The sequence below is a fragment of the Micromonospora halotolerans genome (assembly GCF_032108445.1).
Taxonomy (GTDB): domain Bacteria; phylum Actinomycetota; class Actinomycetes; order Mycobacteriales; family Micromonosporaceae; genus Micromonospora; species Micromonospora halotolerans.
In genome coordinates, this window is sequence record NZ_CP134876.1 from 6,702,985 (window position 1) to 6,725,582 (window position 22,598).

General features: G+C 73.1%; 22 protein-coding genes. 10 read left to right on the top strand and 12 right to left on the bottom strand.

The annotated features are described in order from the left end of the window. Positions 1 to 255: 255 nt before the first annotated feature. Positions 256 to 3,771, bottom strand: a complete 3,516-nt coding sequence (gene metH / locus RMN56_RS31470; RefSeq protein ID WP_313721502.1) for a methionine synthase — start codon at positions 3,769 to 3,771, stop codon at positions 256 to 258. 215 nt (positions 3,772 to 3,986) lie between these two features. On the opposite strand from metH, the gene RMN56_RS31475 reads away from it, so the two are divergent. Then, complete coding sequence (locus RMN56_RS31475) at positions 3,987 to 4,856, top strand: PAC2 family protein (protein WP_030504102.1); 870 nt, start codon at positions 3,987 to 3,989, stop codon at positions 4,854 to 4,856. A gap of 113 nt (positions 4,857 to 4,969) precedes the next feature. Continuing rightward, positions 4,970 to 5,761, top strand: coding sequence for a GntR family transcriptional regulator (locus RMN56_RS31480; RefSeq protein ID WP_313721503.1), 792 nt, complete (start codon positions 4,970 to 4,972; stop codon positions 5,759 to 5,761). A gap of 43 nt (positions 5,762 to 5,804) precedes the next feature. On the opposite strand, the gene mshC is transcribed toward RMN56_RS31480, so the two are convergent. The 4 genes from mshC to RMN56_RS31500 form a co-directional block, all read right to left on the bottom strand. Beyond that, positions 5,805 to 7,043 carry a cysteine--1-D-myo-inosityl 2-amino-2-deoxy-alpha-D-glucopyranoside ligase gene (gene mshC, locus RMN56_RS31485; protein ID WP_313721504.1) on the bottom strand — a complete coding sequence of 413 codons (1,239 nt, stop codon included), beginning with the start codon at positions 7,041 to 7,043 and terminating at the stop codon, positions 5,805 to 5,807. A 67-nt stretch (positions 7,044 to 7,110) separates the two neighbouring features. Beyond that, the gene (locus RMN56_RS31490; protein WP_313721505.1) at positions 7,111 to 7,929 is read right to left on the bottom strand and encodes an Rv2133c family protein; all 819 of its coding nucleotides are present in this window, start codon (positions 7,927 to 7,929) and stop codon (positions 7,111 to 7,113) included. Further along, positions 7,926 to 8,504, bottom strand: coding sequence for an Rv2134c family protein (locus RMN56_RS31495; protein WP_313721506.1), 579 nt, complete (start codon positions 8,502 to 8,504; stop codon positions 7,926 to 7,928). Before RMN56_RS31495 ends, RMN56_RS31490 begins: the two co-directional genes overlap by 4 nt. Positions 8,505 to 8,616: 112 nt before the next feature. Further along, complete coding sequence (locus tag RMN56_RS31500; RefSeq protein ID WP_313721507.1) at positions 8,617 to 9,330, bottom strand: histidine phosphatase family protein; 714 nt, start codon at positions 9,328 to 9,330, stop codon at positions 8,617 to 8,619. A gap of 1,035 nt (positions 9,331 to 10,365) precedes the next feature. Here RMN56_RS31500 and RMN56_RS31505 point away from each other — a divergent pair. After that, on the top strand, positions 10,366 to 10,914 hold the full coding sequence (locus RMN56_RS31505) for a hypothetical protein (RefSeq protein WP_313721508.1): 549 nt from the start codon (positions 10,366 to 10,368) through the stop codon (positions 10,912 to 10,914). Positions 10,915 to 10,980: 66 nt separating this feature from the next. Here RMN56_RS31505 and RMN56_RS31510 read toward each other — a convergent pair whose 3' ends face one another. Next, complete coding sequence (locus RMN56_RS31510) at positions 10,981 to 11,817, bottom strand: undecaprenyl-diphosphate phosphatase (RefSeq protein ID WP_313721509.1); 837 nt, start codon at positions 11,815 to 11,817, stop codon at positions 10,981 to 10,983. Next, positions 11,814 to 12,866: an LLM class F420-dependent oxidoreductase gene (locus RMN56_RS31515; protein WP_091265972.1), complete on the bottom strand. Its 1,053-nt coding sequence runs from the start codon at positions 12,864 to 12,866 to the stop codon at positions 11,814 to 11,816. The genes RMN56_RS31510 and RMN56_RS31515 overlap by 4 nt, the downstream gene beginning before the upstream one ends. A gap of 167 nt (positions 12,867 to 13,033) precedes the next feature. Between RMN56_RS31515 and RMN56_RS31520 the strand changes: the two genes are divergently transcribed. Both RMN56_RS31520 and RMN56_RS31525 read left to right on the top strand, forming a co-directional pair. Continuing rightward, positions 13,034 to 14,005, top strand: a complete 972-nt coding sequence (locus RMN56_RS31520) for an aldo/keto reductase (RefSeq protein WP_313721510.1) — start codon at positions 13,034 to 13,036, stop codon at positions 14,003 to 14,005. Between the two features lie 86 nt (positions 14,006 to 14,091). Then, on the top strand, positions 14,092 to 14,283 hold the full coding sequence (locus tag RMN56_RS31525; RefSeq protein WP_091265978.1) for a DUF5703 family protein: 192 nt from the start codon (positions 14,092 to 14,094) through the stop codon (positions 14,281 to 14,283). Between the two features lie 60 nt (positions 14,284 to 14,343). On the opposite strand, the gene RMN56_RS31530 is transcribed toward RMN56_RS31525, so the two are convergent. Together RMN56_RS31530 and RMN56_RS31535 are read right to left on the bottom strand one after the other, a co-directional pair. Continuing rightward, entirely contained in the window at positions 14,344 to 14,997 is a 654-nt protein-coding gene (locus RMN56_RS31530; protein WP_313721511.1) for a hypothetical protein, read from the bottom strand. 57 nt (positions 14,998 to 15,054) lie between these two features. Beyond that, positions 15,055 to 16,383, bottom strand: coding sequence for a M20/M25/M40 family metallo-hydrolase (locus RMN56_RS31535; RefSeq protein WP_313721512.1), 1,329 nt, complete (start codon positions 16,381 to 16,383; stop codon positions 15,055 to 15,057). Between the two features lie 170 nt (positions 16,384 to 16,553). Between RMN56_RS31535 and RMN56_RS31540 the strand changes: the two genes are divergently transcribed. The 3 genes from RMN56_RS31540 (at position 16,554) to RMN56_RS31550 (ending at position 18,488) form a co-directional block, all read left to right on the top strand. Further along, positions 16,554 to 17,171, top strand: coding sequence for a hemerythrin domain-containing protein (locus RMN56_RS31540; protein ID WP_313721513.1), 618 nt, complete (start codon positions 16,554 to 16,556; stop codon positions 17,169 to 17,171). A gap of 74 nt (positions 17,172 to 17,245) precedes the next feature. Next, positions 17,246 to 18,232 carry a LysR family transcriptional regulator gene (locus tag RMN56_RS31545; RefSeq protein WP_313721514.1) on the top strand — a complete coding sequence of 329 codons (987 nt, stop codon included), beginning with the start codon at positions 17,246 to 17,248 and terminating at the stop codon, positions 18,230 to 18,232. 19 nt (positions 18,233 to 18,251) lie between these two features. Continuing rightward, on the top strand, positions 18,252 to 18,488 hold the full coding sequence (locus RMN56_RS31550) for a hypothetical protein (protein WP_313721515.1): 237 nt from the start codon (positions 18,252 to 18,254) through the stop codon (positions 18,486 to 18,488). A 52-nt stretch (positions 18,489 to 18,540) separates the two neighbouring features. Here the strand turns inward: RMN56_RS31550 and RMN56_RS31555 are convergent, their stop codons facing one another. Genes RMN56_RS31555 through RMN56_RS31565 form a run of 3 tightly spaced genes read right to left on the bottom strand, consistent with a single transcriptional unit; the run spans position 18,541 to position 21,652 of the window. Further along, entirely contained in the window at positions 18,541 to 18,891 is a 351-nt protein-coding gene (locus RMN56_RS31555; protein ID WP_151464370.1) for a DUF3140 domain-containing protein, read from the bottom strand. Beyond that, positions 18,891 to 19,064: a hypothetical protein gene (locus RMN56_RS31560; protein WP_313721516.1), complete on the bottom strand. Its 174-nt coding sequence runs from the start codon at positions 19,062 to 19,064 to the stop codon at positions 18,891 to 18,893. Before RMN56_RS31560 ends, RMN56_RS31555 begins: the two co-directional genes overlap by 1 nt. A 38-nt stretch (positions 19,065 to 19,102) precedes the next feature. After that, positions 19,103 to 21,652: an ATP-dependent Clp protease ATP-binding subunit gene (locus RMN56_RS31565; protein WP_313721517.1), complete on the bottom strand. Its 2,550-nt coding sequence runs from the start codon at positions 21,650 to 21,652 to the stop codon at positions 19,103 to 19,105. Between the two features lie 116 nt (positions 21,653 to 21,768). Between RMN56_RS31565 and RMN56_RS31570 the strand changes: the two genes are divergently transcribed. Next, positions 21,769 to 22,146, top strand: coding sequence for a hypothetical protein (locus tag RMN56_RS31570; RefSeq protein WP_313721518.1), 378 nt, complete (start codon positions 21,769 to 21,771; stop codon positions 22,144 to 22,146). Positions 22,147 to 22,336: 190 nt separating this feature from the next. After that, complete coding sequence (locus RMN56_RS31575; RefSeq protein ID WP_030504016.1) at positions 22,337 to 22,597, top strand: hypothetical protein; 261 nt, start codon at positions 22,337 to 22,339, stop codon at positions 22,595 to 22,597. The last annotated feature ends 1 nt before the right edge of the window (position 22,598 follow it).

The following is a 22,598-nucleotide window of genomic DNA, read 5'->3' on the forward strand; positions in this document are numbered from 1 at the left end:
ATCCTCGCCATCCCGTTGGCTTTCGTCGGCGCGCCCACACCCAGGATCTGCCAGTTCCCATGGCGGCCCAGGGCTTCGTCGTATGTCGCGCCGCCGGCGGGCTAACACCCGACGTGCTGGCGGCCGAGGGCCAGAGGCGCGGCGGCGGGCCATCGGCCCGGCCCAGGTTCGGCGGCGCGAGCGGCCCGCGACGGCATGATCATGCGAATCAGAGCCAATCCAGGTACTGCACCGCAGGTCAGAGCACCTGCGGGATCACTTGGCGTTGAAGTAGTTGGCCTCGGGGTGGTGGACGACGATCGCGTCGGTGGCCTGCTCCGGGACGAGCTGGAACTCCTCCGAGAGCTGCACGTTGATCCGCTCGGCGCCGAGCAGCTCCACGATCTTCGCCCGGTCCTCCAGGTCCGGGCAGGCCGGGTAGCCGAACGCGTACCGGCAGCCCCGGTAGTCGGTGCGTAGCAGGCCGACCAGGTCCGCCGGGTCCTCGTCGGCGACCGTACGCCCGCCCGGCAGGACCAGCTCGGCCCGGATCCGCCGGTGCCAGTACTCGGCCAGCGCCTCGGTGAGCTGCACCGACAGGCCGTGCACCTCCAGGTAGTCGCGGTACTCGTTGCCGGCGAACATCTTCGCCGTGTACTCGCTGATCGGCTGCCCGACGGTGACCAGCTGCAACGCCACCACGTCCAGCTGCTCGCCCTTCGGCCGGAAGAAGTCGGCCAGGCAGAGCCGGCGCTCCTGCCGCTGCCGCGGGAACGAGAACCGGGCCCGCTCGGAGTGCCCGTTCTCGTCCAGCACCACGAGGTCGTTGCCCTCGGAGTAGGCCGGGAAGTAGCCGTAGACCACAGCCGCCTCCAGGACCTGGTCAGCGATGAGCCGGTCCAGCCAGTACCGCAGCCGCGGCCGGCCCTCGGTCTCCACCAGCTCCTCGTACGACGGGCCCTTGCCGCCGCGGGCCCCGCGCAGCCCCCACTGGCCCAGGAAGGTGGCCCGCTCGTCGAGCAGCGCCGCGTAGTCGGCCAGCGGCACGCCCTTGACCACCCGCGTGCCGAAGAACGGCGGGGTGGGCACGTCGACGTCGGCGGCCACGTCGGAACGGACCGACGCGTCGTCCAGCTCCGGCAGCGCCTCGCGGACCAGCGCCCGCTGCCGCTCCCGCCGCTCCCGGCGGGCCGCCAGGGCGGCCTCCCGCTCCGGGTCCACCACCGGCGCGCCGCCCCGCTTGGCCGTCATCACCCGGTCCATGAGGGACAGCCCCTCGAACGCGTCCCGGGCGTAGTGCACCTGCCCGGGGAACACCGAGCGCAGGTCGTCCTCCACGTACGCCCGGGTGAGCGCCGCGCCGCCGAGCAGCACCGGCCAGCGCTCGGCGACCCCGCGGGCGGCCATCTCGGCCAGGTTCTCCTTCATGATGACCGTGCTCTTGACCAGCAGGCCGGACATGCCGATGGCGTCGGCCCGGTGCTCCTCGGCCGCGTCGAGGATCGCGTTGATCGGCTGCTTGATGCCGATGTTGACGACGTCGTAGCCGTTGTTGGACAGGATGATGTCGACCAGGTTCTTGCCGATGTCGTGCACGTCGCCCTTGACGGTGGCGAGCACGATGCGTCCCTTGCCGTCGTCGTCGGTCTTCTCCATGTGCGGCTCCAGGTAGGCCACCGCGGTCTTCATCACCTCGGCGGACTGGAGCACGAACGGCAGTTGCATCTGGCCGGAGCCGAACAGCTCACCGACCACCTTCATGCCGTCCAGCAGCAGGTCGTTGATGATGGACAGCGGCGTGCGCCCCTGCGCCATCGCCGTGTCCAGGTCGGCCTCCAGGCCGTTGCGCTCCCCGTCGATGATCCGCCGCTTGAGCCGCTCGTCCAGCGGTAGCGCGGCCAGTTCCTCGGCGCGGGTGGCCCGCGCCGAGGCGGCGTCGACGCCCTCGAAGGCCTCGATGAACCGCTGCACCGGGTCGTAGCCCTCGCGGCGCCGGTCGTAGACCAGGTCGAGCGCGATCTCGCGCTGTTCGTCGGGGATCTTCGACATCGGCAGGATCTTGCTGGCGTGCACGATGGCCGAGGTCAGGCCGGCCTGCGCGCACTCATGCAGGAACACCGAGTTGAGCACCTGCCGGGCCGCCGGGTTCAGGCCGAAGGAGACGTTCGAGATGCCCAGGGTGAAGTTGACCCCCGGGTAGCGGGCGGCGATCTCCCGGATCGCCTCGATCGTCTCGATGCCGTCGCGGCGGGTCTCCTCCTGCCCGGTGGCGATCGGGAACGTCAGCGCGTCGATGAGGATGTCCTCCCGGCGCAGCCCCCACCGGCCGGTCAGGTCGTCGATGAGCCGGCACGCGACGCGTACCTTCCAGTCCCGGGTGCGGGCCTGGCCCTCCTCGTCGATGAGCAGCGCCACCACGGCGGCGCCGTGCTCCCGGACCACCGGCATCACCCGGGCGTAGCGGGACTCCGGGCCGTCGCCGTCCTCGAAGTTGACCGAGTTGACCACGCAGCGGCCGCCGAGCATCTCCAGCCCCGCCTCGACCACCGCCGGCTCCGTGGAGTCCAGCATGATCGGCAGGGTGGAGGCGGTGGCGAACCGGCCGGCCAGCTCGCGCATGTCCTGCGTGCCGTCCCGGCCGACGTAGTCGACGCAGAGGTCCAGCAGGTGCGAGCCGTCCCGGGCCTGGCCCCGGGCGATCTCGACGCAGGCCTGCCAGTCGGCCGCGAGCATCGCGTCGCGGAACGCCTTGGAGCCGTTGGCGTTGCTCCGCTCCCCCACCATCAGGATGCTGGCGTCCTGGGCGAACGGCACGTGGTGGTAGATCGACGAGACGCCCGCCTCGGGGCGCGGCTCCCGGGCCACCGGCCGCCGGCCGCGCAGCCGCTCGACCAGCACCCGGATGTGCTCGGGCGTGGTGCCGCAGCAGCCGCCGACCAGGGACACGCCGTAGTCGGTGACGAACCGGTCCAGCGCGTCGGCCAGCTCGTCCGGGCTCAGCGGGAAGTAGGCCCCGTCGGCGGTCAGCACCGGCAGGCCGGCGTTCGGCATCACCGAGACCGGGATGCGGGAGTGCTGGGACAGGTAGCGCAGGTGCTCGCCCATCTCGGCCGGGCCGGTCGAGCAGTTGAGACCGATCAGGTCCACGCCGAGCGGCTCGATGGCGGTCAGCGCCGCGCCGATCTCGCTGCCCAGCAGCATGGTGCCGGTGGTCTCCACGGCCACCTGGCAGATGATCGGGACGTCCCGCCCCAGCTCGGCCCGCGCCCGCTTGGCGCCGACCACGGCGGCCTTGACCTGGAGCAGGTCCTGGCAGGTCTCGATGATCAGCGCGTCCGCCCCACCGGCGATCAGGCCGGCGGCGTTCTCCTGGTACGCGTCCCGCAGGGTCGCGTACGCCGCGTGCCCGAGGGTGGGCAGCTTCGTGCCGGGCCCCATCGAGCCGAGCACGAACCGCGGCTGCTGCGGCGTCGCGTACGCGTCGGCGGCCTCCCGGGCGAGTCGCGCGCCCGCCTCGGACAGCTCGCGGATCCGCTCGGCGATGCCGTACTCGGCGAGGTTGGGCAGGTTGGCGCCGAAGGTGTTGGTTTCCACGCAGTCCGCGCCGGCGGCCAGGTAGGAGTCGTGCACGCCCCGGACCACGTCCGGGCGGGTGACGTTGAGGATCTCGTTGCAGCCCTCGAGGCCCTCGAAGTCGTCCAGGGTCAGGTCGGCGGCGTGGAGCATGGTGCCCATCGCGCCGTCGGCGATCAGGATCCGGTCGGCCAGCACATCGAGCAACGAAGTCCGCACAGGGCCAGGTTAGTGCGGCGCGGCGTGGAGAGGTCACCGCAACATGGGCATCCCACATACTGTCAGCGGGATCACCGCGTACCTTTCATCCGGTTCGCCCGACTGGTCGGGTCGGCGGACCGGCGCGGCCGACGGGCCGCGCCCGGCGGCGGCACGTAGGCTGGCGACGTGAAGGACATCAGGGACGCGACCGTACGACGGCTCGAGGTGACGGCGTGACCGAGTTCGACGGACTGCCGGTGCTGCGGTCCCCGGTAGCCATCGCGGCCTTCGAGGGGTGGAACGACGCCGCCGACGCCTCGACCGCGGCTGTGGAGCATCTGGAGCAGGTCTGGCAGGCCCGGCAGGTGACCGAGCTGGACCCGGAGGACTTCTACGACTTCCAGGTGAGCCGGCCGACCATCACGATGGCCGACGGGGAGACCCGCCGGGTCGAGTGGCCGACCACCCGTTTCATGGTGGCCAGCCCCGAGGGCACCGAGCGCGACGTGGTGCTGATCCGCGGCATCGAGCCGAGCATGCGCTGGCGCACCTTCTGCGAGCAGGTGCTGGAGATCTGCCACAGCCTGGAGGTCGAGCGGGTGGTGCTGCTCGGCGCCCTGCTGGCCGACGTGCCCTACACCCGGCCGCTGCCGATCAGCGGCAGCGCCTCGGACGCCGACGCCGCCAAGCGCTACCAGCTCACCCCCACCCGCTACGACGGGCCGACCGGCATCGTCGGCGTGCTGCACGACGCCTGCACCCGGGCCGAGGTGGACGCCGTGTCGTTCTGGGTGCACGTGCCGCACTACGCCAACAACCCGCCCTGCCCCAAGGCCACCCTGGCGCTGCTGCACCGGGTCGAGGAGGTGCTCGACCTGCCGGTGCCGATGGCCGACCTGGCCGAGGAGGCCGCCGAGTGGGAGCAGCGGGTACGCAGCGCCGCCGAGCAGGATGCCGAGCTGGGCGAGTACGTCCGTGAGCTGGAGGAACGGGTCGGCGACGCCGGCATCACCCCGCTGACCGGGGACGAGATCGCCCAGGAGTTCGAGAAGTACCTGCGCCGCCGGGGCGGTTCCGCCGGCCCCACGGCCGGCTCCTGGTAGCCCTGTCGCACTGAGAACCGGGTCCCGGTGGGGCCCGGTTTTCGCGTGTCCGGGGTGGCGCGGTCACACCCGCTAGGGCATCCTAGGAACCTAGCTGTCATGAGGAGGCGGGCATGCAGATCAATCCCGGCGCGGCCGAGTTCCCGCACCGGCAGATCGCCGCGCAGCTCAAGGCCCAGGTGCGCCGCGGCGACTGGGGGCCCGGCGAGCGGCTGCCGTCCATCCCGGCCATCGCCGAGATGTTCGGCGTCGCCAAGCAGACCGTGCAGCGCGCCGTCGACCAGCTCCGGGTCGAGGGCATCCTGATCACCAAACCCGGCTCCGGTACGTACGTCCGGGGCACCCGGCGCCGGCTCAACCGGCTCTCCCGCGGCCGGTACGGCGGCTTCCGCGGCTACCACACCGACCTGGCCGCCCGGTACCGGCAGCAGCTCGTCTCGGTCGGCCGCGCCGCCGCCCCGCCCGAGGTGGCCGACGCGTTCGGGGTGGCCGACGGCACCGAACTGCTCTGCCGGCGGCACCTGGTCCGCACCGACGACTCACCCGTCGAGGTCGGCGCCTCCTGGTTCCTGCCCGCCGACACCGCCGGCACCTCCCTGGAACGCGCGGAGGCGTTCGGCCGCCCGCTCTACCAGGAGGCCGAGGAGGCCACCGGCCGCCGGTACGTCACGGCGACCGACACGATCAGCGCCCGCCAGCCCAGCCGGGAGGAGGCGGAGATCCTCCAGATCCGCCCGGACACCCCGGTCCTGCACCTGCTGCACGTCGCCTACGACGCCCAGCGCAAGCCGATCGAGGTCGCCCACGCCACCTGGCCCGGCCCGATGACCACGCTCACCGAGGAGTACCGGATCCCCGCGCCGGCGCCCGACCAGGACCCCGACCCCGGCCTCGTCCTCGGCTAGTCCCTCCCCCGGGCGAGGGCGGAACCATGCCGGGATGAGGCGCTCAGAGGCGGATGCCGAGGAGGGCGTCGACGGTGTCGGCGAACAGCTTCGGGGCGGCCGCGTCGTCGGCGACCCCGGCGAGGGCCCGGTCGGCCCATTCGTCGGCCACCGCCAGCGCGCCGGGGCTGTCCAGGTCGTCGGCGAGACGGGCGCGTACCCCGGCCAGGAGCTCGTCGCCGGACGGGCCGGCCGGCGCGGCGGCGGCCCGGCGCCAGCGGGCCAGCCGCTCCTGCGCCTCGGTGAGCAGCTCGTCGGTCCACGAGCGGTCGCTGCGGTAGTGCCCGCTGAGCAGGGCCAGGCGGACCGCCATCGGGTCGACGTGGTCGGCGCGGAGCCGGGAGACGAAGACGAGGTTGCCACGGGACTTCGACATCTTCTCGCCGTCCAGGCCGATCATGCCGGCGTGCACGTAGTGGTCGGCGAACGGGGCCTGCCCGGTCAGCCGCTCGGCGTGCGCCGCCGAGCACTCGTGGTGCGGGAAGAGCAGGTCGTTGCCGCCGCCCTGGACGGCGATCCGGTCGCCCAGCAGGTTCAGCGCGATCACCGCGCACTCGATGTGCCAGCCGGGGCGCCCGGCGCCCAGCTCACCGCCCGGCCAGGACGGCTCGCCCTCGCGGGCGCCGCGCCACAGCAGCGGGTCCAGCGGGTCACGCTTGCCGGCCCGGTCCGGGTCGCCGCCGCGCTCCGGGAAGATCTCCAGCATCTGCTCGCGCGACAGGTTCGACTCGTAGCCGAACGCGGGAGCGGCGGCGACGTCGAAGTAGACGTCGCCCGTGCCGTCGTCGAGCCGGTAGGCCGCGCCGTCCTTGAGCAGCACGAGGACCTTCTCGGCGATGTCCGGGATCGACTCGACCGCGCCCACGTAGTGCGCCGGCGGGATGATCCGCAGCGCCTCCATGTCCTCGCGGAACAGCGCGGTCTCCCGCATGGCCAGGACCTTCCAGTCCTCGCCGTCGCGCTCGGCCCGCTCCAGCAGCGGGTCGTCGATGTCGGTGACGTTCTGCACGTACCGCACGGTCAGGCCGGCGTCCCGCCACATCCGCTGCACCAGGTCAAACGTGATCATGGTGGCGGCGTGGCCCAGGTGGGTCGCGTCGTACGGGGTGATGCCGCAGACGTACATGCTGGCCGCGCCGTCGGGCTGACTGGAGTGGAGGCCCTGCCGCGCCGAGTCGTACAAGTTCAGTGGCGTGCCCTTGCCCGGCAGCCGTGGCACCTCGTGTCCCGCCCAAGACTCCATGATTTCCAGCCTAACGATCCGTCAGCCGCTCGGGTGGCGCGCCTCGGGTGATCAACGCGACAGCGGCTCACATGGGCGGCCAGGGCATGGCCGGCCACTCCGCGGGCGGCAGCGGGAACCGCGCGGTCTCCCGCAGCCGGTCCACCCGGGCCGCCACCTCGGCGACCTCACGGAGGGTGAGGTGTTCGGCCAGCTCGTCGCCGAGCGCCCCGGTGAGCTGGCCGGCCAGGTCGTCGAGCATCGCCACCGCGTCCGGCGGGAGCTGCCGGCCGGCCCAGCCCCAGAGCACGGTGCGCAGCTTCTCCTCGACGTGGAAGCAGACCCCGTGGTCGACCCCGTAGACCCGGTCGTCGGGACCGACGAGCACGTGGCCGCCCTTGCGGTCGGCGTTGTTGATCACGGCGTCGAGGACGGCCAGCCGGGCCAGCCGGGGATCGTCGGCGTGCGCCAGCGCGTACGCGGCCCCGTCGTCGTCGCGCGCCGCGGCGACCGGGAACCAGCGCGGCGGCACCGTCTCGGCCGGCACGAAACCGACAAGCGGCTCGGCGTCCTCCGGCTCGTCGATCCAGAGCTGGCAGGAGCCGGGACCGAACGGACCGTCCCGCAGCACGGTCGGCGGCACCAGATCCCAGCCGGTGGCCTGCGAGACCAGGTAGGCCGAGACCTCCCGGCCGGCGAGCGTCCCGTCCGGGAAGTCCCAGAGCGGGCGCTCGCCGCGGACCGGCTTGTAGACGCAGCGCGCGGACGCCCCGTCGAGGGTGATGATGCCGCGCAGGGTGGTGTTGGAGGCGTCGACCAGCCGCCCCTCCAGGGTCAGTTCACCGTCGCTGAGCAGTCGCAGCGAGGCGACGCCGTCCTGTCGGGGCTGAAGTTCGGACGACGTCACCGGTGGTAACCGTTGTGCCGGGGACAGAGGTGACCGGCCGGGTCGAGCGGCTGGCCGCAGAGCGGGCAGGGCGGACGGCCGGCGTTGACCACCCGCCGGGCCCGCTCGATGAACGCGCGCGTCGCGTCGGGGGTCAGCCGGACCCGGAGCCGATCGAGGTCGTCGTCCGGTTCGTCCGGGTCCTCGTCGGTGTCGTCGTCCGCGTCGCCGAGCTCGACCTCGGCCTCCGCCTCACCGGCGGCGATCGCCTCGATCACCACGGTGGCGGAGTCCACGTCGAAGGCCAGGCCCAGGGTGCCGACCCGGAACTCCTCGTCGACCGGGGTGTCGAGCGGGTCGTTGTCGCCCGTCACCGGGGCCGCCTCCGGAAGCTCGACGCCGAAACGGCGCTGCGCCTCGGAGAGCAGCTCCTCCAGCTTCTCGGCGAGCAGGGACACCTGGACCTTTTCCAGCGCGACGCTGACCAGCCGGCCTCCGCCGCGCGCCTGGAGGAAGAACGTGCGCTCCCCCGGCGGGCCGACGGTTCCGGCGACGAACCGCTCCGGCGGCTCGAAGGCGTGCACCTGGTGGGTCATACCCACGACCCTATCCGGCGTGCCGAACCGTCGCGCAGCGCACCGACGCCGAATCCGCCCAGGGCGAAACGCCAGGGCCGCCGCCCGCCCTTCCCGGGCGTGGCGGGGCGGCTCACCGGGCCGCCCCCGCGCCGCCGCCCACCGCCGCGTCCGAGTCGGTCGCCCGGGTCGCCCGCCGGCGCCGCTTGCGCGGCGGCGGGACCAGCCCGGCGAGGTCGCCGCCGGTGTCGTTGAGCCGGACCAGGAAGGGCCGCAGCGGCGTGTAGCGGATCGCGGTCACCGACGCCGGGTCGGCCACGATCCGCTGGAACAGATCCAGGTGTACGCCCAACGCGTCGGCCACGATCGCCTTGATCACGTCGCCGTGGCTGCACGCCAGCCAGACCGCCTCGGGCCCGTGCTCGGCGCTGATCCGGGCGTCCCAGGAGCGCACAGCGGCGACCGCCCGCGCCGACATGGCCGCCATCGACTCCCCCTCCGGGAACACGGCGGCGCTCGGGTGCTGCTGCACCACCGGCCAGAGCGGCTCCTTCGCCAGCTTCTTCAACGGCTGCCCCTCCCAGGCGCCGTAGCCGCACTCGATGAGCCCCTCCTCGACCATCGGCGCCGCCCCGGGCAGGGCCAGCTCCAGGGTCTGCCGGCAGCGGATCAGCGGGCTGGTCACCACCGCCGCGAGGGGCAGCCCCTTGAGCCGCTCGCCCACCGCCGCGGCCTGGGCGCGCCCGGTCTCGTCGAGCTCGACCGGTTGCCGGCCGGCCAGGCCACCGTCGGCGTTCGCGGTGGTCCGGCCGTGTCGCAGAAGCAGAAGGGTCGCCACGCAGACCACCCTAGGCGCTCCCACCCCCTTGATCGACTGCGCCACGGGATGTGGCGGTGTCGCCCGTCGGACTACCCGCACCGGGGCGAGGTGTGACGGCGGACACGCCGACGCCCGGAACACCGGGGCCGGTCGGGCCGTTGTGCAGAGCGTCGGTGTGTCCAGTGTCCCCGGGCCTCACCTAAATTGCCTTCGCGGAATACCGTCCGGCTGGAGCCGCGTCGTGCCACTCGCCGAGAGGCGACCTGCACACCGACACCCACAGCGCCGCCCGTCCCTCCGGGGCCGGGCGGCGCTGTGGTTTCCGCCCTGGTCACTCACCGTTCCGGCGCTGGCCCCGGCGTTCTGCAACGTGCTCGCCGACGCCGGGTCGGGACGCAGCACGTCCGATCGCGGCACCCCAGGTGACAGGTGCTCAATGACCGCCTTTGCTCTGCACCACCCCACGCAACACCAGAGGTGCCGGAGTGTTGCTTCCGTGGCGGCAGAGCAAAGGGGCCGAGTCGGAACATGGCGACCAGTCGGCGACGGCCTGACGGGCTGGCGATTGGCGCTCACTGCCTCACGGTCTGGGATGTATGTCCGGTTCCGGCGCTGCCGGGGGCGGTGAGTGGAACGCTGTGGGTGACTCCGGGGCCGGGATACACCCATAGCGTTCCACCGACGGTGCCGGTCTGGGCGGGCTGTCCGTTTCGGGGGGTGACCGGCGGCATCCCGGCGGTGGAATGGCCGGTGGGTGGGGGTCGTTATACCCGGTGCACGACCGAGGACCGCGCCCCGCTCGACGGGGTGACCGGCCCGCCCGCCGAGGCGGAACTCCCCGAGCGGGACTGCCCGCCGAGGCGGGTGCCCCGCCCCCGGGAATGATGGTGGCTGGTCGGTCGTTGTACATGGTCCCGGCGCGACGAAGAGGCCCCCGCCCCGTCCGCTGGATGATCCCCCTTAAGACTTCTTGAGCGCCTGACGGTGCTTGCGCCCACCAGCTAAGAGCCGACCCCCCCGTCGGTGTGGTGGTGCGCCAACCCCCGAATGGAGCCATCCCCCATGAACACGATGCTGCGTAAGAGCGTGCTGGGTATTGCTGGTCTGGCCTTCACCGGTGGTGTCTTCGCCGGTCCGGTCGCCGCCCACGCCGACGCCCGCCCCGTGCAGGGCAAGCCGGCCGCCGTGGCGACCGTGCAGGGCGCCCAGTCGCACATCGACCTGAACGACGAGCAGATCGCGAACGCTAAGGCGATCATCGCGGCGACGAAGAAGGCCGGTCTGCCCGAGCGGGCCGCGGTGATCTCGATCGCCACGAGCCTGCAGGAGTCGAAGCTGGAGAACCTCGGCCACCTCGGCGACGCCAACGACCACGACTCGCTGGGCCTGTTCCAGCAGCGCCCGAGCTCGGGTTGGGGCACGCCGGAGCAGATCACCAACCCCGAGTACGCCACCCTGGCCTTCGAGAAGGGCCTGAAGCAGGTCGACGGCTGGGACACCATGCCGCTGACCGAGGCCGCGCAGACCGTGCAGGTGTCGGCCTACCCGGACGCCTACGCCCAGTGGGAGCAGCAGGCCACCGACATCGTTCACCAGCACTGGAACAGCTGACCCACACAACGACCGCTGGCCGGCACCCCAACACGGGGTGCCGGCCAGCGGCGTCTCGGCATCAGATCAGGTGGCGGCGATCGTGCCGGTGAGGAGCAGGCAGAGGACCAAGGAGCCGAGCGCCACCCGGTAGAGGACGAACAGGTACAGGGTGTGGTGCGCGACGTAGCGCAGCAGCCAGGCGATGGCCGCGTACCCGATGCCGAAGGCGATCACCGTGGCGACGACCATCTGCGCCACGCTCGGCGCGGCGGTGCCCGGCGCGGACGGCTCGAAGACGTCCGGGATGCTGAACACGCCGGAGATCACCACAGCCGGGATGGCCAGCAGGAACGAATAGCGGGCCGCCGTCTCGCGGGTGAGGTTGAGCAGCAGGCCGGCGGTGAGCGTGCCGCCGGAGCGGGAGACACCGGGGACCAGCGCGGCGGCCTGGGCGAAGCCCATGATGACGCCGTCGCGCATCCGGAAGTTCTCCAGCGTGCGGGTCTGCCGCCCCCAGTACTCGGCGAAGGCGAGCACGATCGCGCCGATGATCAGCGTAGTGGAGACCAGCCACAGGTTCCGGCCGGCGGTGCGGATCTGGTCCTTGAAGAGCAGCCCGAAGATGCCGATCGGGATGGTGCCGACGATGACGTACCAGCCCATGCGGTAGTCGAGGCTGGAGCGCACCGAGCGGTCGAACAGGCCGAGCACCCAGGTCCGGACGATCCGCCAGATGTCCTTGAAGAAGTAGATGAGCACCGCCGCCTCGGTGCCCAGCTGGGTCACCGCGGTGAACGACGCCCCGGCGTCCCGGTCGAAGAAGATCGCCGAGGTGATCCGCAGGTGCCCGGAGGACGAGACCGGCAGGAATTCCGTGAGCCCCTGGACGATGCCCAGGACGATGGCCTCGACCCAGGTCACTCGCCGACTCCGGAGAGGTCCAGCGCCTCGGCGACGGTCCGCAGGGTCTGGACGCCGCTGTCCCGGTCCGCCACGAACAGGGTGACCGACAGGGTGGTCACGCCGGCGGCCGCGTACTCCCGCATCCGCTCGGCGATGCGCTCCTTCGGGCCGAGCAGCGAGGTGCGGTCGATGAACTCCATGGGCACCGCGGCGGCCGCGTCGCGCTGCCGCTTGGCCAGGTAGAGGTCCTGCACCTCGCGGGCGGCGTCGCCGTAGCCCATCCGGGTGGCGAGCTGGTTGTAGAAGTTCTGCTGCCGGCTGCCCATGCCGCCGACGTAGAGGGCCGCGTACCAGCGGACCAGCTCGGCGCAGGTGGCGATGTCGTCGCCGACCACCACGGGCACGGACGGGACGACGTCGAAGCCGGCCAGCTCCTTGCCGGCCTTGGCGCGGCCAGCGCGGACCGAGGCGAGCTGCTCCTCGGCGAACTCCGGGGCGTAGAAGACGGCCAGCCAGCCGTCGGCGATCTCGCCGGCCAGCTCCAGGTTCTTCGGCCCGACGGCGGCCAGGTAGATCGGGATGTGCTCGCGCGGCGGGTGGAAGCCCAGCCGCAGCGCCTTGCCCGGGCCGTCCGGCAGCGGCAGCGTGTAGTGCTCGCCGTCGTACGCGACCTCCTTGCGGGCCACGGCCAGCTTGACGATGTCGACGTACTCCCGGGTGCGGGCCAGGGGCTTGGCGAAGCGGACGCCGTGCCAGCCCTCGGAGACCTGCGGGCCGGAGACGCCCAGGCCGAGCCGGAACCGGCCGCCGGAGAGCGCGTCGATGGTCGCCGCGGTCATCGCGGTCATCGCCGGGGTACGCGCGGGGATCTGCATCACCGCGGCGCCCACGTCGATCCGCTCGGTCTGGCCGGCCATCCAGGCCAGCATGCTCGGCGAGTCGGAGCCGTAGGCCTCCGCTGCCCACACCACCGAGTAGCCGAGCCGATCCGCCTCCTGGGCCAGCGCCAGGTGGTCGGCCGGCGTGCTCCACGCCGTCTGGTATCCGAGGCTGAGCCCGAGTCGCACTGGTCCTCCCACCATCCGCACCACAGGTCGCATCAGGTTACGCAATGGGGGCGGTGGAGCGGATCACCGGCTCACATCGAACACGTCACACCCGCCCGGCAGGTCGGGCGGGAACTTGACTCCGGGCGAGGATATCCGTGACGCCGGGTTCGAAATAAGGTTCACCCATGCAACAGCGACCGCTCGGCCGAAGCGGGCTGGCGGTTTCGCGGCTCGCGCTCGGCACCATGACCTGGGGACGGGACACCGATGCCGACGACGCGGCCGCCCAGCTGAAGAGTTACCTCGACGCGGGCGGCAACCTCGTGGACACCGCCGACGTGTACGCCGACGGCGACGCGGAGTCGGTGATCGGCTCCCTGCTGGGCAGCCTGGTGCCCCGCGACGACCTGCTCATCGCCACGAAGGCGGGGCTGCGGCCGGGCAGCGGCCGCCGCCGGGACGGCTCGCGGGGGCACCTGCTGCGCACCCTGGAGGCCTCGCTGCGCCGGCTCGGCACCGACCACGTCGACCTCTGGCAGGTGCACGGGTACGACCCGGACACCCCGCTGGAGGAGACGCTCTCCGCGCTCGACCACGCGGTGTCCAGCGGCAAGGCCCGGTATGTCGGGGTGTCGAACTTCTCCGGCTGGCAGACCGCCCGCGCCGCCGCGTGGCAGGCCGCCTGGCCGGGACGCGCCCCGGTGGTCGCCGCCCAGGTGGAGTACTCGCTGCTGGAGCGGGGCGTGGAGCGCGAGGTGCTGCCCGCCTGCGAGGCCATGGGGCTGGGCGTGCTGCCGTGGTCGCCGCTGGGTCGCGGAGTGCTCACCGGCAAGTACCGCAACGGCCGCCCGGCGGACTCGCGGGCCGTGTCGCCGCACTTCGAGCGCTTCGTCGCCACCTACCTGGAGCCGCGCTGCTCCAGCATCGTCGAGGCGGTCGCCATCGCGGCGGGCGGCCTGGGCGTGTCGCCGCTGGAGGTGGCGCTGGCGTGGGTCCGGGACCGGCCCGGCGTGACCGCGCCGATCCTCGGCGCCCGGACCGTGGGGCAGCTCCTCGGCGCGCTGCAGGTGGAGCGGATGACCCTGCCCGAGGAGATCGTCACGGCGCTGGACGACGTCTCGGCGGTGCCGGTGGGCTACCCGGAACGGGACGGCTGAACCCGCCTCGGGGCGGGGCGCGGAGGGCGACGCGGGTCACCGGCAGGGGGTGGCGAGAGGCCGCCGAGCTGGGCAGCATAGAGGGCATGGACTACGAATACGCGCCGCTCCGGTTGCCCTCGAATGTTGATCGGTTGACCGCCGCGGCGCAGCTGGCGATCCAGGCGGAGTTCTCCGGCTGGGAGCTGGCCCGGGTGCGGCTCTACCGGGACGGCACGCGGCAGGTCATGCTGCGCCGGCGCCGGGTGAACCAGCCGCAGCCGGGCCTCTCCTACTGACGGCTGCCGGGCAGGACCGTCCCCGGAGCCACCGCGCGGTGGCTCCGGGGGCGTCGTTGCCTAGTGGGCGTGGTCGTGCTCCTCGTCGAGCTCCAGGAACGGGTGCTCGTCGAGCCGGCCGACCAGCCGGTCGTCGGCGGCCGGCTGGAACGGGCCGACCGGGTCGTCGTCGTCGAACGACTCCAGGTCGACCGGGGTGCCGACCTCGCTGACCATGACCACGCCGTCGAGCGGCTCCAGCTCGGGCACGTCGAGGGCGGAGAGCGAGCCGTCGCCGGCCTGCAGCAGCTCCAGCACCGCCTCGCCGACACCCTCGACCGGGGCCGGCTCGTCCTCCTCCGGGGTGCCCTCGCGGCGGGCCGCCTCGGCCGCCCGGATGAGGGCGGAGACGCTGGGGACGCGGTAGTCCCGCCGCTGCCGCACCGAGATCACCCGCGGGTGCGGGTCGGTCGCCTCGACGCCCTCGGCACCGCCGAAGCGCTCGTCGGCCTCGTCCGGGTCGATCGACTCGACGTCCCACGGCGTCACCTCGCCGAACGCGTCGAGCAGTTGCTCGTCGTAGGCGAACGACGCGTTGTTCAAATTGACGTACGCCTGCCAGACGGCGTCGTCGTCGATCCGGCCCTGGGCGGCGCGGACGGCGGCCAGGTGGGCGCGGGCCGCGTCGATCACCCGCTCGAGGGCGGCGTCCAGCTCACCGTGCTGGTCGGTCATGTGAGGCAGTCCCTTCGCGATGGGGGAGGTTCCGCGCCGACGGCGCGACGGGCACGGTCAGCAGCTGCGGAGAAAGCGGTCGAGAACCCGCACGCCGAACTGTAGTCCGTCCAGTGGAACCCGCTCGTCGATGCCATGGAACAGGCCGGAGAAATTGAGGTCAGCGGGCAGCCGGAGCGGCGCGAACCCGAAGCAGCGGATGCCGAGCTGGGAGAACGCCTTGGCGTCGGTGCCGCCGGAGAGCATGTACGGCACCGGCAGGGCGCCCGGGTCCTCGGCGCGCAGCGCGGCGGACATGGCCTCGACCAGGTCGCCGTCGAAGGTGGTCTCCAGGGCCGGCTGGCGCTGGATGTACTCGATGGCGATGTCCGGCCCGACCAACTCGCGCAGCTGCCGCTCCAGCACCTCGCTCTGCCCGGGCAGGCTGCGGCAGTCGATGGTGGCGGTGGCCCGGCCCGGGATGACGTTGTCCTTGTAGCCGGCGGTCAGCCGGGTCGGGTTGGCGGTGTTGCGGATGGTCGCGCCGATGATGTTGGCGATCGGGCCGAGCTTGGCGATCGCGGTCTCCGGGTCGTCCGGGTCGATCTCGATGCCGAGGACGTCGGAGATCTCGGCGAGGAACGCCCGTACGGTGTCGGTCATGACCACCGGGAAGCGGTACGCCCCGATCCGGGCGACCGCCTCGGCGAGCGCGGTCACGGCGTTGTCGTCGTGCACCATCGAGCCGTGGCCGGGGCGGCCCTTGGCGTGCAGGCGCAGCCAGTCGATGCCCTTCTCGGCGGTCTCGATGAGGTAGAGCCGCCGCGACTCGTCCACCGCGTAGGAGAAGCCGCCGACCTCGCCGATCGCCTCGGTGCAGCCGTCGAAGAGGTGGCGGTGCCGCTGGGCGAGGAAGTGCGCGCCGTAGTCGCTGCCGGCCTCCTCGTCGGCGGTGAAGGCGAGCACGATGTCGCGGGACGGGCGGACGCCGGCGCGCTGCCAGCCGCGGACCACGGCCAGGACCATCGCGTCGAAGTCCTTCATGTCGATGGCGCCGCGGCCCCACAGGTAGCCGTCGCGGATCTCGCCGGAGAACGGGTGCACCGACCACTCGTCCGGGTCGGCGGGCACCACGTCGAGGTGCCCGTGCACGAGCAGCGCGTCCCGGCCCGGGTCAGTGCCGGGGATCCGGGCGACCAGGTTGGCCCGGCCCGGCGCGGACTCGTGGAGTTCCACGTCGACGCCGACCTCGGCGAGCTTCTCGGCGACGTACTCCGCGGCCCGGCGCTCCCCGACGCTGGTGTCGTTGTCCCCGGTGTTGGTGGTGTCGATGCGCAGCAGGTCGCGGCAGAGGTCCACGACCTCGTCGGTGGGGTCCGGTCGGGCGGAGGCGGGGTCGCTCGTCATCGCTTCTTCATACCAGCAGGGCCGGCCGGCCGGTCGCCCCCGGTCGGGGCGCGGTTTCGCGGATCGCGCGGGCGGGTACCGCCGGACCACCACACCCGTCGATCGGCTGTTCCGCGGCGCCCGACGCGCCGAGCCCGGATGGCCGTGGCCGCCAGCTCACGGAGGGCACCATGACCGTCCCCCTGCCGCCGTTGCCACCCACCGCCGACGACGCGTACCGGCCGGGCGGGCGGAGCCTGGCCGACCTCGTGGACCGGGAGCACCGGATGCTGCTCGGGCTGGCCGAGCAGGCCGGCGACGCGAGCCTGGACCCGGCGCGCCGCCGTGAGGTGCTGGACGTGCTGACGGCCGCGGTGTCCCGGCACGTCTCCGCCGAGGAGCAGTACCTCTTCCCGGCCGCCCGGGCCGCCGTCCCGGAGAGCGCCGAGCTGGTGGACCGGGAGATCGAGGCGGACGCCGCCCTGCTGACCGCGCTGAAGGGACTGTCCGGCCCGGACGACCCGGCGGTGGCCGATGTCGCCGACCGGGTGCGCCGGCACGTCGGCCGGGTCGCCGCGCTGGTGACGCCGCTGCGCGAGGTGGCCAGCGACGCCGAGTTGATCCGGCTGGGCAACCGCTGGGAGATCGCCGAGGAGGCCGCGCCGACCCGGCCGCATCCGGGCACCCCGGCCACCCCACCGTGGAACAAGATCGTCGAGCCGGCCGTGGGTGTGCTGGACAAGGTGCGCGACGTGGTCTCCGGGCGGCGGACCCGCCTCGCGGACCTGGAGCGTCCCCGCGACGTCTGACGGCTGTCCCATACAGGTATACCGATGCCGTAAGACCCTTCCGCCCAGCCGTTGGGTGGTCCTACCGTCACGTTATGAATCTGGAGCTGCGACACCTGCGGGTGGTGTGCGCGATCGCGGAGACGGGAAGCGTCACCAAGGCGGCCTCCACGCTCGGCCTGGCCCAGCCGGCGCTGACCGCCCAGCTCCAACGCATCGAGCGGGCCCTGGGCGGGCCGCTGTTCGAGCGGGACCGCCGGGGCGCCCGGCCCACCGCGCTGGGTGAGCTGGTGCTGGACCGGGCCCGGGTGCTGCTGCCGGCCATGAAGGGCCTGCAGGACGAGGCGGCCCGGCTGGCCGGGGCGGGCGACGCGCTGAGGCGCTACCGGTTCGGCGGGGTGAACAGCCCCATCCTCGGGCGGCTGGTGCACCGGCTCGCCGCCGAGCGCCCCGACGTGCAGATCACCATGTACGCGTCGTGGTCGGCGGACGAGCTGGCCCACCTGGTGGCCGGCGGGCGGCTCGACTTCGCGCTCACCGGGGTGTGCGGCGACGCCACCCCGTCGGCGGAGTCCGGGCTGAGCTGGCGGGAGGTGGCCGTCGACCCGGTCTTCGTGCTCCTGCCGCAGACCCACCCGATGGCCGATCGGGACGAGGTGCGCCTCGTCGACCTGCGCCGCGAGCAGTGGGTGGCCGCGCCCGGCGACGGCTGCTTCGGCGACTGTTTCGCCGCCGCCTGCGCCCGCGCCGGCTTCACCCCCCGCAAGGTCTACGAGGCGGACGTGCGGGGCTGCCTCGACCTGGTCGACGCCGGCGAGGCCGTGGCGCTGTGCCAGGCCACCTTCCGCCCGGTGGCCGGCCTGGTGACCCGCCGGCTCGCCGGGGCGCCGCTGCGCTGGCGGCTGCTGCTCGGCTGGCACCCGGACGCCCCGGCGGCCCGGGTCGCCGAGCCGGTGCTGGAGGCGGCGGTGGCGGCGTACACCGACGCGCTGGCGAACCACCCGGACTACCTGGCCTGGTTGCTGTCCCACCCGGACTTCGGCGTGCAGTCGACCACCCCGGGCGGGGTGCGAACCGCCTGAGCGCGGGTATCTGGGCGACATGACTGATCTGTACCCCGCCGCCGACGAGCGGGAGCTGCTGCGCCAGGCGGCCGCCGCGCACACCGCCGCCTCCGCCGACCTGGAGGCGTTCCTGCGCCGGTTGCCGGAGGTGCCGGAGCCGGCCGACATCACCGAGTTCGCCAACCTGCTCAGCCGGGAGGAGCGGGCCCGCGGCGAACGGCAGGACGCCGCGGACGCCGCCGGGCTGATGCTGCCCAGCATGGAATCGGAGTAGACCGACGGCGGCGGCACCCGGGACGCGTTCCCGGGTGCCGCCCCTGCCGCGGTCAGCGTTCGATGAGGACGTCGTGGCCGAGGTCGAGCAGGGAGTGCCGCCACTCGTCGTCGGCGTTGCCCCGGCTCGGCTTCTCCGCGCTGAGCGCCCGGATCCGCTCGATGGCGTCCCGCATCACCTCGATGTCCTCCGGGGTCAGGTCCACCTTGCGCTTGGTGAGCACCTGGAGGATCCGCCGCCCCGGTTCGGGCAGGTCCAGGTCCGGGTTCGGGCCGAACGCCTCCTCCCCGGATCCGCGGGTGAGCAGCCACTGCCGGAGCTGCTCGGAGGGGACGTTCACCTCGGCGTGGAAGTCGTCCCAGATCACCTCGACCTCCGGATCGAGTCGCGCCTCGCGTACCATCACGCCTCCTCTCCCGACGGCGACCCGGACGGCGTCGGGTCGCCCTCGCCCTTGTCGGTCTGCTGCTTCAAGCCCTCCGGCGGCACCTTGACCCGGGCCGGGTTGGCCGTCGGCGGCGCCACGATGGGTTCGCTGCGTTCGGTGTCCTCCCGGCTCTCCTCCGGTTCGGTCATGTCCGCCCTCCGATCCGTCGGGTGTGGGGCGTCTTCCCTCATCGCGGATGGGACGTCGTCGCGGCCGTGTAGTCGCGGTCGCCGGCGGCCACGTCGATGGCGAGCTGGCCGTCCCGGGCGTCGACGGTGATCTGCTGGCCGGGCGAGATCTGGTTCTCCAGCAGCATCCGGGAGAGCCGGTTGTCGACCTCGCGCTGGATGACCCGGCGCAGCGGCCGGGCGCCGAACTCGGGCTGGTAGCCGTGCTCGGCCAGCCAGTCCACGCCGGCGGTGGTGAACTCGACGCGGATGTCCTGGGCGTGCAGCCGGCGGCGGGTCTCCTCCAGCAGCAGCCCGGTGATCTGGCGGAGCTGCTCGGCCTCCAGCCGCTGGAAGATGATGACCTCGTCGATGCGGTTGATGAACTCGGGCCGGAAGTTCTCCTGGAGGCGGCGCATGAGTCGCTCGCGCAGGTCGTTGGCCTCCTGCTCGCCGGGCTCACCGGCGCCGAAGCCGACCGTGCGCTGGGTGCCGGTGATCAGCTCCGAACCGAGGTTGCTCGTCATGATCAGCACGGTGTTCTTGAAGTTGACCGTGCGCCCCTGGCTGTCGGTGAGCCGCCCGTCGTCGAGCACCTGGAGCAGGATGTTGAACACGTCCGGGTGGGCCTTCTCGATCTCGTCGAGCAGCACCACCGCGTACGGGCGGCGCCGCACCGCCTCGGTGAGCTGGCCGGCCTCCTCGTAGCCGACGTAGCCGGGGGGCGCGCCGACCAGCCGGCTGACCGTGTGCCGCTCCTGGAACTCGCTCATGTCGACCCGGACCATCCGGTCGGCCTCGCCGAACAGCGCCTCGGCGAGGGCCCGGCCCAGCTCGGTCTTGCCGACGCCGGTGGGGCCGAGGAAGAGGAAGCTGCCCATCGGCCGGTTCGGGTCGGCCAGGCCGGTACGCGAGCGGCGCACCGCCTCGGCCACCGCGCTGACCGCCTCGTCCTGGCCGACCACCTTCTCGTGCAGGTGCCCCTCCAGCCGCAGCAGCCGGTCCCGTTCCTCCTCGGTGAGCTGGTTGACCGGGATGCCGGTGGCGCGGGAGACCACCTCGGCGATCTCCTTCGGCCCGACCTCGGGCACGTGGTTGGGGCCCTCGTCGCCACGGGCGCGCCGGAGCTGGTCCTCCAGCTCGGCGGTGCGGTCCCGTAGCTGGGTGGCCCGTTCGTACTGCTCGTCGGAGACGGCCTGTTCCTTGTCCCGGCGCACCTCGTCGAGCTGCTGCTCCAGGTCGCGCACGTCGGCGGCGGGGGTGCGGGTGCGCAGCCGGACGCGGGCGCCGGCCTGGTCGATGAGGTCGATGGCCTTGTCCGGCAGGTAGCGGTCGGTGACGTACCGGTCGGAGAGTTCGGCGGCGGCGACCAGCGCCTCGTCGGTGAAGCGGACCTGGTGGTGCGCCTCGTACCGGTCGCGCAGGCCGCGCAGGATGGCGACGGTGTCCTCGACGGTCGGCTCGGGCACCAGCACCGGCTGGAACCGGCGGGCCAGCGCGGCGTCCTTCTCGATGCTGCGCCGGTACTCGTCCAGCGTGGTCGCGCCGATCACCCGCAGCTCGCCGCGGGCCAGGGCGGGCTTGAGCATGTTGGACGCGTCCATGCCGCCCTCGCTGCCGGCTCCGCCCGCGCCGACCAGGGTGTGGATCTCGTCCAGGAAGACGATCAGCTCCTCGCGGTGGGCGCGGATCTCGTCGATCACCTTCTTGAGCCGTTCCTCGAAGTCGCCCCGGTAGCGGGTGCCGGCGACCAGGCTGGCCAGGTCGAGCTGGATGACCCGCTTGCCGAGCAGCGTCTGCGGGACGTCGCCGTCGCAGATCCGTTCGGCCAGCCCCTCCACGATGGCGGTCTTGCCGACGCCGGCCTCACCGATCAGCACCGGGTTGTTCTTGGTGCGCCGGGACAGGATCTCCACGGCCTGCTCGATCTCGTCGGCCCGGCCGATCACCGGGTCGATCTGGTCCATGCGGGCCAGGTCGGTGAGGTCCTGGCCATACTGGTCGAGGGTGGGCGTGCCGCGGTCCGGCTTCGGGCCGGTCATCGGGCCGCGCTCGGCGCTGGCCGCCTGGAGCGCCTCGGGCTGGATCCGCCCGGCGGCGAGCATGCGGCCGGCCGGCGACTCCGGGTTGAGCGGGAGCGCCATGAGGATGTGCTCGGGGCCGATGTAGTTGGCGCCCATGGCCCGGGACAGCTGGTGGGCGTCGAGCAGCGCCCGCTTGGCGGCCGGGGTGAGCGACAGGTTCGGCGGGACCTCCCCGCGGGGCGCCCCGTCACCGCGCCCGCCGAGCGCGTTGACCAGCGCGTCCGGGTCGGCGCCGGCCCGGCGGACCAGGTCGCGCAGCGGCTCGCGCTGCAACGCCGCCCACAACAGGTGGTCGGTGTCCAGGTCGGTGCTGTGTTTCTGGGCCGCGCGGCGGGCCGCGTCGGCCAGCATCTCCCGCGCGTCGGCGGTCATGAGCCGGGTGATGTCGACCCGATGCGCCGGTCGGCGTCCCCCCTCGCCCCGCCCGAAGTACCGGGCCAGGAACTCGTCCCACGGGTCGTTGCCGAAGTCACCGGGTCCCATCATCTCTGTCCTCCGCAGTCGGTCGGCACGGCCGCCGGGGCGCGACATGGCGCGGCACGGTCGGCGGTGGCTACCCGGCGGTCGGCGCGGCAAACGCGGGCGGGTGGCACGCTGGGGGCATGGAGACCCGGCCCCTGCTCATCGTCGACGGCGCGAACGTCGTGGGCTCGCGCCCTGACGGCTGGTGGCGGGACCGGGCCGGGGCCGCCGCCCGGCTGCGCGACGCGCTGGTGCCCGTCGCCGAATCGGGCCTGCCGCCGGAGCTGCCACCGCCGGTGGAGGTGGTGCTCGTGGTGGAGGGCGCGGCCCGGGACGTCCCGGCGGTGCCCGGGTGCGCCGTGGTCTCCGCGCCCGGATCCGGCGACGACACGATCGTCGCGCTGGTCACGGCCGCCCCGGACCGCCGGCGGGCGGTGGTCACCGCCGACCGGGAGCTGCGGTCCCGGGTGGGCGCGCTCGGCGCCGAGGTGTACGGCCCGCGCCGGGTGCCCCGCTGACGGCCTCCGGCGCGTCCCGTCGACGGGACTCGAGGGTGCGCCCGCGGGACCCCCGGCACCCCCATGGAGCGCCTTTCCGCACGTCAGAGCGACAATCGGACAGCCGGGCAGGAACGCCGCGAGGGTGGATGTTCTCCCGCCCCTCGGGATGGGTTGTAATGGAGATCTCCCCGCCCCCAGGAGGTCCCCCGTGGCGAGCGTCGCCGAGCTGAAGGCAGCCATCGATGTCGCTCTCCAACAGATAGGAGACGGGCAGACAGCGGTGCAGGCGGCCGGGGAGAAGCTGGCCGAGGCGCAGCAGACCCTCGCCGGCGCGCTGGAGGGCAGCGGCCACGAGACCGTCGAGGCGGCCCAGGCCTCGCTGACCCAGGCCAGCCAGGAGCTGGAGGAGTGTCTCGCCGCCACGCTGGTGGCGGTCGAGCAGGCGCAGCTCTACGTCGCGACCCTCTGAG

What these genes read in the sequence shown, in the direction of transcription:
- RMN56_RS31530 (WP_313721511.1), bottom strand. Translation starts at nt 14,997, where the DNA reads ATGACCGACCAGCACGGTGAGCTGGACGCCGCCCTCGAGCGGGTGATC.
- RMN56_RS31550 (WP_313721515.1), top strand. Translation starts at nt 18,252, where the DNA reads ATGACTGATCTGTACCCCGCCGCCGACGAGCGGGAGCTGCTGCGCCAG.
- RMN56_RS31525 (WP_091265978.1), top strand. Translation starts at nt 14,092, where the DNA reads ATGGACTACGAATACGCGCCGCTCCGGTTGCCCTCGAATGTTGATCGG.
- RMN56_RS31545 (WP_313721514.1), top strand. Translation starts at nt 17,246, where the DNA reads ATGAATCTGGAGCTGCGACACCTGCGGGTGGTGTGCGCGATCGCGGAG.
- RMN56_RS31480 (WP_313721503.1), top strand. Translation starts at nt 4,970, where the DNA reads ATGCAGATCAATCCCGGCGCGGCCGAGTTCCCGCACCGGCAGATCGCC.
- RMN56_RS31540 (WP_313721513.1), top strand. Translation starts at nt 16,554, where the DNA reads ATGACCGTCCCCCTGCCGCCGTTGCCACCCACCGCCGACGACGCGTAC.
- RMN56_RS31495 (WP_313721506.1), bottom strand. Translation starts at nt 8,504, where the DNA reads ATGACCCACCAGGTGCACGCCTTCGAGCCGCCGGAGCGGTTCGTCGCC.
- RMN56_RS31560 (WP_313721516.1), bottom strand. Translation starts at nt 19,064, where the DNA reads ATGACCGAACCGGAGGAGAGCCGGGAGGACACCGAACGCAGCGAACCC.
- RMN56_RS31505 (WP_313721508.1), top strand. Translation starts at nt 10,366, where the DNA reads ATGAACACGATGCTGCGTAAGAGCGTGCTGGGTATTGCTGGTCTGGCC.
- RMN56_RS31555 (WP_151464370.1), bottom strand. Translation starts at nt 18,891, where the DNA reads ATGGTACGCGAGGCGCGACTCGATCCGGAGGTCGAGGTGATCTGGGAC.
- RMN56_RS31520 (WP_313721510.1), top strand. Translation starts at nt 13,034, where the DNA reads ATGCAACAGCGACCGCTCGGCCGAAGCGGGCTGGCGGTTTCGCGGCTC.
- mshC (WP_313721504.1), bottom strand. Translation starts at nt 7,043, where the DNA reads ATGGAGTCTTGGGCGGGACACGAGGTGCCACGGCTGCCGGGCAAGGGC.
- RMN56_RS31570 (WP_313721518.1), top strand. Translation starts at nt 21,769, where the DNA reads ATGGAGACCCGGCCCCTGCTCATCGTCGACGGCGCGAACGTCGTGGGC.
- RMN56_RS31535 (WP_313721512.1), bottom strand. Translation starts at nt 16,383, where the DNA reads ATGACGAGCGACCCCGCCTCCGCCCGACCGGACCCCACCGACGAGGTC.
- RMN56_RS31565 (WP_313721517.1), bottom strand. Translation starts at nt 21,652, where the DNA reads ATGATGGGACCCGGTGACTTCGGCAACGACCCGTGGGACGAGTTCCTG.